This is a genomic window from Microvirgula sp. AG722, from assembly GCF_003269145.1.
Classification (GTDB): domain Bacteria; phylum Pseudomonadota; class Gammaproteobacteria; order Burkholderiales; family Aquaspirillaceae; genus Microvirgula; species Microvirgula aerodenitrificans.
This window is the reverse complement of record NZ_QLTJ01000009.1, coordinates 21,181-37,099: the sequence shown is the minus strand read 5'-3', so window position 1 is coordinate 37,099 and position 15,919 is coordinate 21,181. Positions and strand designations below refer to the sequence as shown.

Here is a 15,919-nt window from a genome sequence, read left to right as displayed (position 1 = left end):
AATCTTTTGAGGTACATGATGCCAACCTCCACATCTCTTTGCCGGATGGGGAATGAATGCACAAAGGGATTCTGGTCTGGCTGGCATGCTTAATCCACTTGCCCGGCATTGTGCAGTTGGTTGTTGACACTGTTGGCCGGGGCCTATCTGCAAGCAAGCATTGGCTACCCTGCTGGAAGAGCGACATGTTCACATGTCAACGATAAAGCGAGGCGGAGAGCGGCATGAACATTTACGACCCTATTTTCTCACGCAACATGATATTGGGCGTCATGTTGCTGCCCATGATGGCGATTGCACAAGTCCCACTGCCCCCGTTGGAGTATCTGAAGAGTGATCCACCGACGGAGAAAACCAGTTATGCCTCCCGTATTGCCAACCGCAAAGGGGTACATGACGCAGACCCGCACGTGTATGTCTATAACGCCGAATTTGCCAGGCGCTTCCAGATGCCTGATGAGTGGATTTCGGCAGAGCTCAAGGGCGTCGATGCCGTGGCTTTTCGCGAGGTTCCCCACCCTTACAAGACCTGCGGCTGGGGTGGAAACCCCAAGGCATGCCGCACGGATGAAGTGCGGTGCGAAATGGACATGTATTTCGACCAGACACGCAATCCGCTGCCGTGGGACGATCGAATGAACCCTGTGGATACTCTCTTTGACATTGCGAAGTCGTCCTGGTTTATCGGTTCATTGGCGAACCAAGAAATGCGTCCTCGCACCAGCTTGTGGGGCGGAGTGCCTCTGCCGCGATCCCCCTTTACCGACCCAAAGACGGGCAAGGAACTCATGTGGCAGGGGGGATACTGGAATAGTGATAAAGATCGTGGCGGAAGCCACTGGGGAATAGCCAGTTACGACCGGGAACCATTTGCTGGCATGTCGTTAGTAACCGTGGGAGTCGGATGCAGTGAACCGGCAGACGCATGCTGGCTAAGCTCAAGCAGCGTTAGATATAAGGAAAAAGCCCAAACGTACAAGCTGGTCACGTTACCCCAAACCTGGAGAGTTCGCGTGAGACAGGCGCTGCGCGAGTCCAGGGCGCGCGCAGAAGCCTTCTTCAAACGCGAAGGAGAGAAGGCGATGAAGGCGTTAAGTGAATCACCGACGCCCAGCCAATCGATTGTCCCCGTGCGGTGACGATCTGTGTAGGGCTTCAATTCGGTGTTAAATCATTTGAGGTACATGATGCGAATCTCCACACTTGACCGTGATGCCCAGCTAAGCACTCTTTCAAACGCAGCTTATCTGGATGCCCCCCCCATGCAGATCGGGGATTGGAAGTTCATAGGCGACTCAGTATTGTCATCCACCGGGTCTGGCTTCTTCGCCGTGGCCTACATGAACGAGGTTGCCAAGGAAGTTGTCGTGGCCTTTCGCGGAACGGATGGTCAAGGCGACCTGAGCGCCGACAGCACTTTCGTCACTGGCGGCTGGAGCCCGCAGTTCACCGAAGCAGTGGCATTTACTGCGTATATTAAGGGTAATTCTTCCGCAGCTCCTTTGCTTGCGGATAAACGTGGTTACAAACTTCTCTCCACCGGCCACAGCCTGGGCGGAGGCATCGCCCAGATCATCGGCAAAATGTTCAGCCTGAGCGGCAGTACCTTTGAAGCGCCGGGTGCCACCAAAGTCACCGAGCATGCCCAGTACACATTGCTCAAGACACGGTATGCTCCGGACGCTGACGGACAGATAGCAGCAGACTTCATCAACTACCGTGCCGAAAACAGCATTATTTCCGGAACGGGAACACCGATTGGTTTGCAGCAGAACATGGTGAACCTGAATGAGGCAGGGGCAGTCGGATTCGCCAGCGTGGCACTGATCTTCGCCGGTGTTACCACAGGCGGCGCTGGCGGTCTGGTTGCAGGCCTTCTCGGATATGCGGGCGTGAATATCGACGGTTTCCATTCCATGGACGGAATGGAACGCACGATGCATATTGCCGCAGGCTTAGAGAAAGCGCTTGGAACCGGCGAACTAAAAATGTCTACGGTACCGCTCTCCCATGCAACCGAACAGGTATGGACCGGCAATGGAACCGAACCGCGGGTGACAGTTTTCAGGGATGCTGGCAATCAGGTCCAGGCCTACATTCAGCGAGAGAATCAGGGATGGAAGCTGACAACGCCGGATCAGCAAACCAGCATTACCCTCACGCCGGCCTCAGCACCGGGACAGGCCCCCGCATGCGTGGTCCAGGAAGCAGGCAAGCCCGCGTACAGCTGCGTCTTGACCCAGAATGGTCCCGCGATTATTCGCAGCGTGGACACCAATAACGATGGCCACATCGATCAAGTCACAACCACAACGAATGTCGCCAACAAGGTCAGCGAAGTTACCGTCAACACCAATGGCAACCACTTCCCCGAAACCAGTTCCCTGATCGTCAACACCGCTACGGTCTACGACCTCCTCAACTTCAACCGCCGCCAGGATGCAGAATATTTCCTGAACGATCTTAACAGCAGCGGCAGCCTGTCCAATAGCTACTGGAACAGTTTCACCAAGAGCACCGTTTACCAGTGCCTGCGCAACGATATCTTAACGTTGCCGATTCCATCGTACACCGACTCCTGGTTTTTTAACCCGATCGGCGCCTTCTACGACAACCAGAGCGCTGCATATGACAACGCCCCTTCCATCGCCGCCCATATCCCGATGGCGCTTGATGCCTCGAACCATGCACTGACGGTCGCCCGGCTAACGGACCTGGACTCCAACCGCGATGGCAAATTGAGCGGAGCGGAAACTTCGGACCTCAGATTCTGGCGCGACCTCAACGAAAACGGCAGAGCCGACAGTGGTGAAATTTCAACAGTCATGCAGCCTATCGTCCAGGCTGACTACGCTTGCTACACCCAGGGCAACACGACAACAGCGCCTCTCCTCGCACCCACTCCCGGCACCATGCCAGACCATACCCGTCCGGTACCTGCTAGCGGCTACCGGACGCAGCGTGACACAGATGATCTCTATCCCACGTTTTCAAGCATCTTTTTCTGGAAGGCCGATCAAATCAAGCTCAACTGGGGCAGAAACAGCTATGCCTATCTCGTAGGCACAGACGGCAACGACAGCTTTGACGTCAACTATTTCGCATCTGTACCCCGCGCCATGAATCTTGATACCAGCCGGGTGCAATATTTCCTGGCGGGGGACGGTAACGACACCATGGGCGGAAGCAGTCGCAACGACAGCCTCTGGGGTGGTACGGGAGATGACGTGCTGGTGGGCTATGCGGGAGACGACCACCTTTACGGCGAGGAGGGAAATGATGGACTCCAGGGCCGGGCCGGCAACGACTATCTCGATGGCGGCAGCGGCAACGACAGGCTCTTTGGTCAGGCCGGCAACGACACTTTGAACGGCGGTGACGGGGCGGACATCCTGGTTGGCTTTACCGCCAGCAACGAGAGCCAGCAGCACCTCGCTCCGGGCGAGACCGACAACGACGTGCTTTACGGACAGGGCGGCAACGACAACCTCTTCGGAGGCCTGGGCGACGATCTGATGGATGGAGGAGCGGATAACGACATCCTGCTCGGAGACGACGGCAACGACACGCTTTTCGGCGGCAGCGGCAATGACGAGTTGCAGGGCGGCGATGGTAACGATGCGTTACAGGGGCAGGATGGAGACGACAACCTCTTCGGGCAGGCCGGCGGTGATCGACTGTGGGGCGGTGCCGGCAGAGACATACTGCATGGTGGCCTGGGCAACGATACGCTTTTCGGCGGCACGGGGCGTGATGAACTGCAAGGGAGCACCGGGGATGACTGGCTCTCGGGCGATGAAGGCGACGACCGCCTCTTCGGCCAGGTCGGCAATGACACGCTCTATGGGGGTGACGGCGACGACATCCTCGTCGGCTTCACCGGCAGCAACGAGGCCCAGCAGACCCTCAATGCGGGAGAGACTGACAACGACCGCCTTTACGGCGGTGCCGGCAGGGATACCCTGGTCAGTGGCGTGGGTGACGATTACCTCGACGGTGGTGCCGATGCGGATGTGATGATCGGTGGTGAGGGCCACGATGTCTACATCGTCAATAGCGTTAACGACAGCATCTACGAACGGGTCGGAGAAGGCAACGATACAGTCATCACCAGCACCAGTTACCTGCTCGATGCCAACATCGAGGAACTGCGCCTGCTGGAGGGCTTCGACATTCACGGTACGGGCAATGCGATGGACAACCGGATCATCGGCAACCGTCGAGACAACATTATCGATGGCGTTACCGGTGCCGATACGATGGTCGGCGGCGGTGGCAATGATACCTACTACGTTGATAACGCTGAAGACATGGTCATCGAGAAGGCTGACGAAGGGACCGATACCGTTCAGTCGAGCATCGACTACACGCTGGGGACCGATGTAGAAAATTTGATTTTACTGGATTTTTCAAAGCCCGAAGAAGGGCTTGTCGATGGCAAGAAGGTTCTGGTGCATGGCTATCCGAAGCGCAATGAACTTGATTACATGCAGGGCAACGCGGTAGAGAACTACCTCGGAACGTGCGCGCTGACGTCAATTGCCAATCTGCTGACGCAAGCCGGGCGGCCAACAACCGAATCCGAGGTGATCAATCTGGCCATCAGTCGTGACTGGGCGGCGAATGATCCCGACTTGCCCGCGTACAAACTGGGCGGATCGAGCGTAGCGGCACAGCAGGCGATCCTGAACAGCTATCAGGTTCGCAACGATGTCATTTACGGCTACAGCGAAATCGGCGCTGCCAACTTGATCCGCAGTGGGCGAGGCGTAATCATCGGGGTCAATGCAGGCCGGCTGTGGGGAGAGAGCGCCCATGTGGGCAACGGCGCGGCCAACCATGCCATCACTCTTACCGGCGCTGTCCATGATGTTGCCGACGGCAGCCTGGCCGGCTTTTACGTGGCCGATTCGGGGCGTGGTCTGGTCAGCGACATGACGCGATTCCTGGATATCGATGCTTTTCGGCAAGCAGCGAATGTGCCCGATACCTATGCCATCCATAGCATCGAACCCATCAAATTCTGGGAAGAAAATATCAATGGTACCGGCAACGGCCTGGCAAACACGCTGATCGGTAATCGGGGCAACAACGTGCTTCGCGGATTGGCCGGTGACGACATGCTGGAAGGCGGTGCCGGTGATGACACGCTCGAAGGCGGCACGGCTAATGACATTCTGTCCGGCGGTTTGGGGAACGATACTTATGGCTTTTGCCCTGGCGACGGGCATGATGTCTTGCAGGGCGCAGAGGGAACGGACACCCTGGCTTTCGGGGCTGGTATCGGCACGCAGGATGTTACCGTCAGCCGTGTCGGCAACGATATGGTTTTGAGCCTGAATGAACAGGACAGTGTCCGCTGGAACACCACGAATGGCACCGTGGTGGATCGGGTCAGCTTTGCTGACGGCACACTCTGGTATGCAACGGATGATGCCGGCGACTTTTATCCTGGCCGCACAGGCGGCGTGACCCTTGCCGGGGATGCCCGGCAAGGGGCTACCCTGACGGTGCAGAGTACTTTGCAGGATACCGATGGACTCGGTGCCTTCCTGTATCAATGGCAGAGCAGCATCAACGGGACGGACTGGGCAGATGTCGCGGGCGTCTCTGGTGGAAAATTGACGTTGACGCAGGCGCAGGTGGAGCAGTTCCTGCGAGCGCGCATCAGCTATCTCGATGGACGAGGTCAGGTAAAGCAAGCGACCACCGCTGCCAGTGCCGCTGTCTCCAACGTGAACGATGCACCAATCGGTGAGGTGACAATTTCTGGACTGGTGAGGCAAGGCCAGACATTGACGGCGACTCACACCCTGGTCGATGCGGATGAGCTGGGATGGGTGGGCTACCATTGGGAAAGCTCGAGCGATGGCACCGAGTGGACAGCTATCGAAGGTGAAACCGGCCGTATTTTCACCTTGGGTGGGGGCCTGGTGGGTCAGTTCATCCGGGTGGTTGCCAGCTATGTTGATGGACTCGGTACGGAGGAAGCCGTTGCCAGTACCGCCACCGTGATTGGCGATGTGCCGGGCGTTAGCGAACAACAGGACCGTATCGTTTTTGCGGATAACATTCAGCCGGGGAATGTGCGCTTGTTCCGGAGCGACAGCACCCTGCACATTACGATCGATACGTCGTCCGGGCTGGAAAGCCAGAATACCTACCATTTCTTGTGGGATAAAACCCGGGTCAAAGATCTGTGCTTTTCCGATGGAACCACGTGGGGCCTGTCCGATGTCATGAATCGGCTGACAGTGCTCGGCACGAGTGGCAGTGACTGGTTCGGCATAATGACGGTAAATCGTTCTGATCGCTGGTTGCCTGTTGACGGTGCGGCGGCATTCGACCCTGGCGGCGGCGATGACCAGCTTCAGGACAACGTGGGAAACAGCACGACCTATTACTTCGGCCGTGGGGACGGCCAGGACAGAATCACGGAGGCTTACGAGGGCACTTATTATTATGCTGACACGCCCGGCACCTTGACGGGGCCATTGAATTTACATTTCACCGGCGGCGTTGCATGGATCGGCCGCAGGATATATGTCGGAGACAAGCCGCTCCCGGAATTCGATTTGGGGCTGGAATGGAAGGAGGGCTCACGCCAGGGCCAGTTCGATGTCATTGCGTTCAAGCCAGGTGTCGCGGCAGGAGATGTGGAATTCAAACGCTTTGGAAGTGACCTGCAGCTGGCGGTCCGCGGCACCTCGGACGCTATCACCCTCGTGGGGTGGTACGGCGGGGGCTTCAGGCCGCGCCAGATAGAAAAAGTGACTTTTGCGGATGGTACTGCCTGGGATAGCGATTTTCTGCAGCAACAGGCTGCCGGGGCTGTCAACGAGGCGGCTGTTTTCAGAGGCACGGCCGGAAATGATACGCTTTCGGGCAGGGTTCGCCACGAGGGCAATACTTATATCGGTGGCAAAGGCGACGATATCATCCGGGATACGGATGGCGGAAACGACACCTACCTTTTCTCCCGTGGCGATGGCAAGGACTTGATCGAGGACAATGATTTTTTTGCCTTATACAGCGACCGTCTTGTTCTGACGGACATTAGCGCTGACCAAACCTTGCTGAGCCGCATCGATCACAATCTGCTCCTCGATTTTGGCCAGGGTGACCAGGTTACCATCAAGGACTTCTTTGGTTACTCGACCTACAATCAGATTGAGCGTGTGGAGTTCCCGGATGGCACGGTCTGGGGTGTCGACCAGCTGACAACGGTACCTTTCCGAGGAACAGACGGCAACGATGTGCTTTCCGACAAGGCGTTCAACGGGAACAGCACCTATATCGGTGGCAAAGGCGACGACATTATCCGGGACAAGGACGGCGGAAACGACACCTACCTTTTCTCCCGTGGCGATGGCAAGGACTTGATCGAGGACCATGATTTTTTTGCCTTATACAGCGACCGTCTTGTTCTGACGGACATTAGCGCTGATCAAACCTTGCTGAGCCGCATCGATCACAATCTGCTCCTCGATTTTGGCCAGGGTGACCAGGTCACCATCAAGGACTTCTTTGGTTACTCGACCTACAATCAGATTGAGCATGTGGAGTTCCCGGATGGCACGGTCTGGGGTGTCGACCAGCTGACGGCCGCACCTTTACGAGGCACGGACGGCAACGATATACTTTCTGATCCGATATACAAAGGGAACAGCACCTACCTCGGAGGCAAAGGCGACGATATCATCTGGGATGTTGGGGGCGGGAGCGACACCTACCTTTTCTCCCGTGGGGACGGTCAGGACACGATCCATGACTTTGCCTATGACTCTGGAGAGGCAGCGCATGCCGACAAGATCGTCTTTGGTGCGGGCATCGCAGCCGACCAGATTTGGCTGGAAAAAATCGGATACGATCTGAAACTGGATGCTATAGGAACGAGTGATTCCATTACCATCCGGGATTGGTATTCCAGCGCTGGCTTCCGTATCGAGCAGATTGCAACGGCAGACGGTCAGATACTACTCGATGCACAAGTGAACAACCTTGTTCAGGCGATGGCCTCGTTTTCTCCGCCAGCCGCCGGCCAGATGACACTGCCGGAAAACTACAGCCGCGCCCTTGCCCCAGTCATCGCAGCAAGCTGGAAGTAAATTCCTGTGATCGGCCCCAGTTCTCACGGCTTGTCCTTACACGTGCTGCCCCCCATTGATATGAATCTCGGCACCATTGATATATGACGACGCCGGCGTGCACAGGAAATGAATGGTAGAAGCGACTTCGGCCGGGTCGCCGAGGCGTCGCATCGGCACGTCGTGCTCGATGATGTCACTGGTGCCGGGTGACAGGATCGAAGTCTCGATCTCCCCGGGGGCGATGGCATTGACGCGCACGCCATGCGGGCCGAACTCGTGCGCCATCTCGCGGGTCAGTGCCGCCAGCGCGGCCTTGGAAGCGGCGTAGGCGACGCCGGCAAACGGGTGGACGCGCGAACCGGCAATCGAGGTGACATTGACGATGGCGCCCTGGCCGGCCACCAGCTCCGGGAACAGCGCGCGGCCGAGCAGGGCGGTGGACAGCAGGTTCACGTTCAGCACCCGGGTCCAGGTCTGCGCATCCGATGCCAGCACGCCGAGGCGGGCGCCGTTGTCGCCCTTGGGTGAAATGCCGGCATTGTTGACCAGGGCATGCAGCTGGCCATTCGGCAATCGCGAGCGGACCTCAGCCACCAGTGCATCGATGCCGTCCAGATCAGCCAGATCGGCCTGCACATGCGAAGCCCGGGCACTGGGCCAGCGGCAGGCTTCGGAAAACGGCTGGCGCGACACAGTCAGGATATGCCAGCCGTGCGCCTGGAACAGCTTGACGGTCGCATGGCCAATGCCGCGGCTGGCGCCGGTCAGCAGCATGTATCGCGTTTCGGGCATGACAGCCTCCTGTCTGGTCAACCATACCGGGACAGCTTCTCATCCTCCTGCCCGCGCCCGCAAGCGTGGCAATGCCGTTCAGCCGGCCGGAAACGGCCAGTCGGCATCGAAGGCGGTGAAGCGCGCCTGCAGGTACTCGATCAACTGGCGCTGGCGATGGACCGGATAGCGGTTCTGCAGGAACACCAGCTGCAACGGCACGGTTTCCCGGCTCCAGTCCGGCAGCAGCAGGCGCAGGCGCCCGGCGGTCACATCCGCGGCCACGTCGTGCCAGCTCTTGAACGCGATGCCGTGCCCGGCCAGTGCCCAGTCGCGGATCAGCGCACCGTCGTCGCTGCTGCGCCGGCCTTCGGCATGAATTTCGCGGACCTCGTCCCCGGCACAGAAACGCCACGGGCCACGCAGCTGGCCATCGTGCAACAGCGGCAGCAGCGCATGGCGGTGCAGATCGTCCGGGGTCTGCGGCGTGCCATGACGATCGAGATAGGCCGGTGCGGCGACCGCGACCCGGCGGGTCAGCGCCAGCTGACGCCGGACCAGCGGCGAATCATCGAGCTGGCCGTAACGCAGCGCCAGATCGATATTGCTGCGGACCAGATCGGTCAGCGCATCGCCGACGCTCAGTGTCAGGGTAATGCCCGGATGTTGCTCCAGAAACGGGTCCAGCCACGGTCGCAGCAGGTGGCGGCCGAGATCGGACGGCAGCGCCAGCCGGATCGGCCCGGCAAGCTGCTGGCGTTGCGCCGCCAGCGCTGCCTCGCCATCGGCCAGTGCCGCCAGTGCGGCCCGGGCCGATGGCAGAAAGATCCGGCCTTCCTCGGTCAAGCGCATGCGCCGGGTCGAGCGGGCGAACAGCCGTACGCCAAGCCGTTTCTCCAGCCGCAGTACGGCCGCGCTGGCAGCGGCGGCGGTGCAGCCCAGCTCGCGCGCCGCCGCAGACAGGTTTTCCAGCTCGGCGGTGCGGATGAACAGCCGCAGGTCGTTGATCGCATACATGTCAAAAATTTTTTGATAAATGAACGACAATTATCAATTCTAGCAGTCATGGCCAGGCCCGGAATGGAAAGCCCTTGACCCTGTCCCACGGGGCAGGGTTCACACTGCATGCTTTCGGACAGACAAGAGTGGGGCGGCATGAGCGGCAAACGCGTTCTGGTGATTCTCGGCCATCCGGCCAGTGACAGCTTCAACGCTGCGCTGGCCGATGCCCATGCCGAGGCTGCACGGCAGGCCGGGCACGAGGTCAGGGTGCTGCGGCTGGGCCAACTGGTGTTCGATCCGGTTCTGCATGATGGCTACCGCCGGGTCCAGCCGCTGGAACCCGGGTTGCAGGCGGCGACCGAGGCGATCCACTGGGCCGAGCACCTGACCTTTGTCTTTCCGGTCTGGTGGGGCGGGGTGCCGGCGCTGCTGAAGGGGTTTCTGGACCGGGTGTTCCTGCCCGGTTTTGCCTTTCGCTACCGGCCCGGCAAGGCGTTTCCCGCCCGGCTGCTGAGCGGCCGTTCGGCACTGCTGCTGGCGACGATGGATACGCCGCCGTGGTATTTCCGCTGGGTCTACCGCGACCCGGCGATCCGGCAGATGAAGGACACTACGCTGCGCTTCTGCGGCATCCGGCCAGTGCGGGTAGAGCGGCTGGGGCCGGTCCTCGGCGCTACGCCCGCCCGCCTTGAGGCCTGGCTGGAACGGGCCCGCCTGCTTGCCAGACGGCTCTGAACGCGTTATCCAGTCAGCGGTCATGCGCGGGAGGAACCATGTATATCGGGGAACTGGCGAAACGGAGCGGTGCCTCGGCGCGCGCCATCCGGCTGTACGAGTCGCTGGGCCTGCTGGGGCAGGTGCAGCGCCAGGGAAGTTACCGCGTCTATCGTGACGAGAGCGTGGCGCTGGTGCAGATGATCCGCCAGGCGCTGGCCCTCGGCTTGCGGCTGGCCGAACTGGCGCCGGTACTGAACGGGGATGGCGAGCCGGACTGGGACCGGCTGGCGGCGCTGCTGGCGCAGAAACGCGCCAGCCTGCGGCAGGAGATCGCGAGACTCGAAAGGCTCGACCAGGAGCTGATACATATCGAGGCGGAGATCCGTGCCTGCACCGATCTGCAGCAGCGCAGCCCGGCCTGTGAGCCTGTCCGTTCCCGTCATCAGCAGAAAGATGCATCTGTTCTGGAAACCCCTTAAGCTATGCGCGCTTAGTGGTTCCGCCGAAGTGGGCGGAGGAAACAGGGAAGTCGGCAAGCCTTCGGGCGGATACCGCGCTGCCCCCGCAACTGTGAGCGGTGAGTCTCGTGCATGAAGTCACTGGCCTGAAAGGCCGGGAAGGCGCACCGGGATGTCGACCCGCGAGCCAGGAGACCTGCCACGAGACATGCCGATCCCCGGCGTATTCCTCACCCGCATCTCCTCGGAGGGAGAACGATGCATATCGAACCCGGCATTCTCAATGCCGCCAAAGTGCTGTACGCCAACGTCGCCGCCGTCGGCGCGCTGGCCGCCTTTTCACCCAGACTGTTCACCCGGCCCGACAACCTGGTCAAGACGCTGCTGGCTGCCGTGTTCTTCTCGGTCTTCATGGAAATCTTCCACCTGCCGGTCGGCGCGTCGGAACTCCATTTCGTCGGCGCATCGGCGGTGTACTTCATCTTTGGCTTTATCCCCACCCTGTTCGGCTTCGCCATTGGCCTGCTGCTGCAGGGACTGCTGTTCGAGCCGCAGGATCTGGTCCATCTCGGCGTCAACTCGCTGTCGCTGATGCTGCCGCTGGTGGCTGCACACGGTCTGCTGGGCCGCCACTTCTTCGCCGAGGACGAACGCCGCCGCATCCGCTGGGCTGAAGTGGTCAAGTTCGACGCGTTGTACTACAGCGGCGTGGTCGCCATGGTCGGCTTCTGGCTGGCCTTCGGCGAAGAACCGACCCCGCTGTACAACTGGGCGCTGTTCGCCGTGTCCTACCTGCCGCTGGTGCTGTGCGAACCGCTGTTCACCTGCCTGGTGGTACGCACGCTGAAACCGCATGCCGACAAGCTGCTGATCAGCCGCTTTACCTGCGTGAAAACGCTGGCCGTGGCATAGGCACGGGCCTGCAAAAAATGGCGCGAGTGCAGCACTCGCGCCATTTTTCATTGCAGTGAAACCCGCTTACTGCCAGCCGTAGCGGCGGGCGTAAAACCCCTTCATGGCCTGGGTCAGCGCCATATAGGCCAGCAGGGTGGCGATCAGCCACGGGAAGTAGCTCAGCGGCAGCGCCTGCAGCTTGAAGTAGCCAGCCAGCGGTCCCATCGGCAGGAAAATGCCGATGCTGATGATCACCGCCGTCATCGCCAGCAGCGGCCAGGCGGCACGGCTCTGGATGAATGGCAGCTTGCGGGTGCGGATCATGTGCACGATCAGTGTCTGCGACAGCAGCCCTTCGACAAACCAGCCGGACTGGAACAGCGTCTGGTGCGCCGCCGTGTTCGCGCCGAACACGAACCACATCAGCGCATAAGTGCTGATATCGAACACCGAGCTGATCGGGCCAAAGAACAGCATGAAGCGCCCCAGTTCGTCCGGATTCCATTTTTGCGGCTGGCGCAGCGCGTCTTCATCGACGTTGTCGAACGGGATGGCGACCTGGGACACGTCGTACAGCAGGTTCTGCACCAGCAGATGCAACGGCAGCATCGGCAGGAACGGGATGAATGCACTGGCCACCAACACCGAGAACACATTGCCGAAGTTCGAGCTGGCGGTCATCTTGATGTACTTCAGCATGTTGGCGAAGGTCTTGCGCCCCTCGATCACGCCCTGGTCGAGCACCATCAGGCTCTTTTCCAGCAGGATGATATCGGCCGCTTCCCTGGCGATGTCGACGGCCGAGTCGACCGAAATGCCGATGTCGGCCGCACGCAGCGCCGGGGCGTCATTGATGCCGTCGCCCATGAAGCCGACCACATGGCCATTGCCGCGCAGCACGCGCACCAGCCGCTCTTTCTGCATCGGGGACAGTCTGGCGAACACGGTCGCGTTTTCCGCCGCGACGGCCAGCCGGGCATCGCTCATCGCGTCGATATCGGTGCCGACCAGTACCCCCCTGATGGCCAGCCCGACATCGCGGCACACCTTCAGCGTCACCCGTTCGTTGTCGCCGGTCAGCACCTTGACCTCGATGCCATTGGCCTTCAGCGCCGCCAGCGCCGGCGCGGTCGACTCCTTCGCCGGATCGAGGAAGGCGATATAGCCGACCAGCGTCAGTCCCGACTCATCGGCCACCCCATACGTGTCGCGGGCTGCGGGCAGCGCCCGGGTCGCAACGGCAACCACGCGCAGCCCTTCCTGATTCAGCCCGGCGGTCACGGCACGGATGCGTGCCAGCAGCGCCTGGTCCAGCACTCCGGTCGTCTCGCCGTGCCGCACATGGCTGCAGGCCGACAGCACTTCTTCCAGCGCGCCCTTGCAGATCAGCAGGTGGCGATCGTCGTGCTCGCTCACGACGACCGACATCCGCCGGCGGCTGAAATCGAAAGGAATCTCGTCGACCTTGCGGAAATTGCCGGCGGCATCCAGTTTCTGATGCAGGTCCGCATGTTCCAGCACCGCCACGTCGAGCAGGTTTTTCAGCCCGGTCTGGTAGCAGCTGTTCAGGTAGGCCATGTCCAGCACTTCGTCCGAGACGGCGCCGAAGGCATCGGTATGCCGTTCCAGCACAATCCGGTCACGGGTCAGAGTGCCGGTCTTGTCGGTGCACAGGACATCCATCGCGCCGAAGTTCTGGATCGCATCCAGCCGCTTCACGATCACCTTCTTGCGGCTGAGGATGACCGCTCCCTTGGCCAGGGTCGAGGTCACGATCATCGGCAGCATTTCCGGGGTCAGGCCAACCGCGATCGACAGCGCGAACAGCGCCGCCTCGACCCAGTCGCCCCTGGTGAAACCGTTGATGAACAGCACCAGCGGCGTCATGACGAACATGAAGCGGATCAGCAGCCAGCTGACCTTGTTCACCCCGGCCTGGAACTGGGTCGGCGTGCGGTCCTGCGTCGTCACCCGTTCGGCCAGGGCACCAAAGCAGGTGTCGCTGCCGGTGGCGATGACGATCGCCGTGGCGGTGCCGCTGACCACATTGGTGCCCATGAAGCACAGATTGCCGAGTTCCAGCGGATTGCCGTCAGGGCAGGGGCCGGCCTCGCAGAATTTTTCCACCGGCAGCGATTCGCCAGTCAGCGCGGCCTGGGCGACAAACAGGTCCTTGGCCGCCAGCAGCCGCACGTCGGCCGGAATCATGTCGCCCGCCGACAGCAGGACAATGTCACCGGGAACCAGCAGCCGGATGGGTACCTCGACCCGGCGTGCCGCCTGCGGGTGCAACTGGACGCCGAAGTACTGCCGTGCTTCCTGTGCGATTTCCTGTGCCACATCGCGGCGCAGCACGGTGGCCGTGTTGCTGACCATTTCCTTCAGCTTGTCCGCTGCCGAGTTCGAGCGCTTTTCCTGCACGAAACGGAGCAGGGTAGAGATCACCACCATGGAACCGATGACGACAGTGGCCTTCATGTCGTCAGTCAGCCACGAGATGGCGGCCAGCAGTGTCAGCAGCACATTGAACGGGTTGCGGTAACACAGCCACAGGTGCGTGAACCAGCGCATCGGCTTTTCGTGCCCGACTTCATTCAGCCCGGTCAGCTCGCGCTTGCCGGCGGCTTCCGCCTCGGTCAGTCCGTCAGCGTGCGAGCCAAGTCGCGTGACGACCGCGCTGGGCACCAGCCGCGCCAGCGCTTCCAGGCGCCCGGTGAGCCGGTGTGGCATTTCCTTGCCAGCCGCCGCACCGCGCAGCAGGTCGAGAATGGCCTGGCGGCGAAACTGACGCGCACTCAGGCCCTTTTGCAGAAAGGTCAACAGACCCTTTTTCATGATTTCAAAACGCATGCTTTCCCTCCGCCGGGCACGCGCGGATGCGGCCCGGCCATCGCGGGGTCGACCCCGACGGCCAGCAGGCGGCAACAAGGCGCCATCGCCGTTCTGCATGCAGCAGAACGCGACAGATCCTCGCCTGATGGCGACGTCATGAGTCAGGTGATGTATGGAATAGGGGATGAGCCGGACCGAACGGTCCCGCTGATGCCACTACCCGCCTGGTCGGCAAGGGCAGCGGCAGGAAAAGCCTGCGATGTCCTTGCCGTTAGCGGTCGATACCCGATCGACAACTGGAGCAACTGTCCACGGATGGACTCCATCTGAAAAAGACCGGCGCAAGATACTCCGCTTGCGACCTGCCTGTCTATCGCAATGCGGGCGCCGATGGTGGGAATTCATGAAGCAGCATGGAAAAACGTCAAATTTCTGTAAATTGACGCAAATAACGCCATTCTTTGCGGTAGCTATTGGGTCTTATTGCAGCCATTTAATGCCGTATGCATTGAAAATCGGCCCATTGAATGCTATGACATCAGCACTTCAATGACGGAGTTTGAGCATGGCGGTTTTTTTCTGTGTCGATACCGGTACGCAGTATGCCGATCTTTCCCCCTGGATCCGCACGGCGGCGGACCCGGTCCAGGCCAACAATGTCGTCAGCAATCAGGTTCGCGCACCACGCCTGCCAGGCAACCGGTTGTTCGTTCCCGGTCTGAACAGCTGCTCGGCTTATGTGATCGTGACCGACACCCACATATATGTTCAGCACAATGTACAGATTCTGGCCAACGGCACCTTGCAGACGCCGGCCACGGCAGACGCCCGGTTCACCACGTTCTACAACAACAGCCATGACCCGAACGAGGTGGTCCGGCAACGCTTTGCCATTGCCGCCAGCGTTGCTGACAACCAGGACTGGACGCGCCCCGCCTACGTCACGCAGCTGTCCGGCAACGGGGGCACCGTGACGGCACAGATCGATGTGAATACCGTCGCCGTGGTCGCGGTGACCCATGGGGGAGCCGGCTGGACGCTGGCGGCCAACCTGTTTGCCGTCACGCCACGGATGGAATGGGCGACGCCGCAATCGGCACGCGTCGACGTGCCCTGACGCCACGCCGGCAGACCGTAACGCTCATGGCCGGCAGC

General features: G+C 60.5%; 9 protein-coding genes and 1 riboswitch. Of the genes, 6 read left to right on the top strand and 3 right to left on the bottom strand.

Annotated features, from left to right (window positions below):
• The first annotated feature begins 224 nt into the window (after positions 1-224).
• Entirely contained in the window at positions 225-1,139 is a 915-nt protein-coding gene (locus DFO50_RS12225) for a hypothetical protein (protein WP_146745069.1), read from the top strand.
• A 123-nt stretch (positions 1,140-1,262) separates the two neighbouring features.
• Complete coding sequence (locus tag DFO50_RS12220) at positions 1,263-8,108, top strand: calcium-binding protein (RefSeq protein WP_304598479.1); 6,846 nt, start codon at positions 1,263-1,265, stop codon at positions 8,106-8,108.
• 36 nt (positions 8,109-8,144) lie between these two features.
• Here DFO50_RS12220 and DFO50_RS12215 read toward each other — a convergent pair whose 3' ends face one another.
• The gene (locus DFO50_RS12215) at positions 8,145-8,882 is read right to left on the bottom strand and encodes an SDR family NAD(P)-dependent oxidoreductase (protein ID WP_112692595.1); all 738 of its coding nucleotides are present in this window, start codon (positions 8,880-8,882) and stop codon (positions 8,145-8,147) included.
• A 78-nt stretch (positions 8,883-8,960) separates the two neighbouring features.
• Positions 8,961-9,878 (bottom strand): LysR family transcriptional regulator, encoded by a 918-nt coding sequence (locus DFO50_RS12210; RefSeq protein ID WP_028499725.1) that lies wholly within the window; start codon positions 9,876-9,878, stop codon positions 8,961-8,963.
• A 138-nt stretch (positions 9,879-10,016) separates the two neighbouring features.
• Between DFO50_RS12210 and DFO50_RS12205 the strand changes: the two genes are divergently transcribed.
• The 3 genes from DFO50_RS12205 to DFO50_RS12195 all read left to right on the top strand — a co-directional run bounded on the left by DFO50_RS12205 (position 10,017) and on the right by DFO50_RS12195 (position 11,950).
• Positions 10,017-10,598, top strand: coding sequence for an NAD(P)H-dependent oxidoreductase (locus DFO50_RS12205; protein WP_028499726.1), 582 nt, complete (start codon positions 10,017-10,019; stop codon positions 10,596-10,598).
• Positions 10,599-10,636: 38 nt separating this feature from the next.
• Positions 10,637-11,059 carry a MerR family transcriptional regulator gene (locus tag DFO50_RS12200; protein WP_051528937.1) on the top strand — a complete coding sequence of 141 codons (423 nt, stop codon included), beginning with the start codon at positions 10,637-10,639 and terminating at the stop codon, positions 11,057-11,059.
• Positions 11,058-11,257: riboswitch (cobalamin riboswitch) on the top strand. Its footprint overlaps the gene before it by 2 nt.
• A 39-nt stretch (positions 11,258-11,296) precedes the next feature.
• Complete coding sequence (locus tag DFO50_RS12195) at positions 11,297-11,950, top strand: energy-coupling factor ABC transporter permease (protein WP_028499727.1); 654 nt, start codon at positions 11,297-11,299, stop codon at positions 11,948-11,950.
• A gap of 66 nt (positions 11,951-12,016) precedes the next feature.
• Here the strand turns inward: DFO50_RS12195 and mgtA are convergent, their stop codons facing one another.
• On the bottom strand, positions 12,017-14,782 hold the full coding sequence (mgtA, locus tag DFO50_RS12190; protein WP_112692594.1) for a magnesium-translocating P-type ATPase: 2,766 nt from the start codon (positions 14,780-14,782) through the stop codon (positions 12,017-12,019).
• A 547-nt stretch (positions 14,783-15,329) separates the two neighbouring features.
• Here mgtA and DFO50_RS12185 point away from each other — a divergent pair.
• On the top strand, positions 15,330-15,881 hold the full coding sequence (locus DFO50_RS12185) for a hypothetical protein (RefSeq protein WP_112692593.1): 552 nt from the start codon (positions 15,330-15,332) through the stop codon (positions 15,879-15,881).
• Positions 15,882-15,919: the final 38 nt, after the last annotated feature.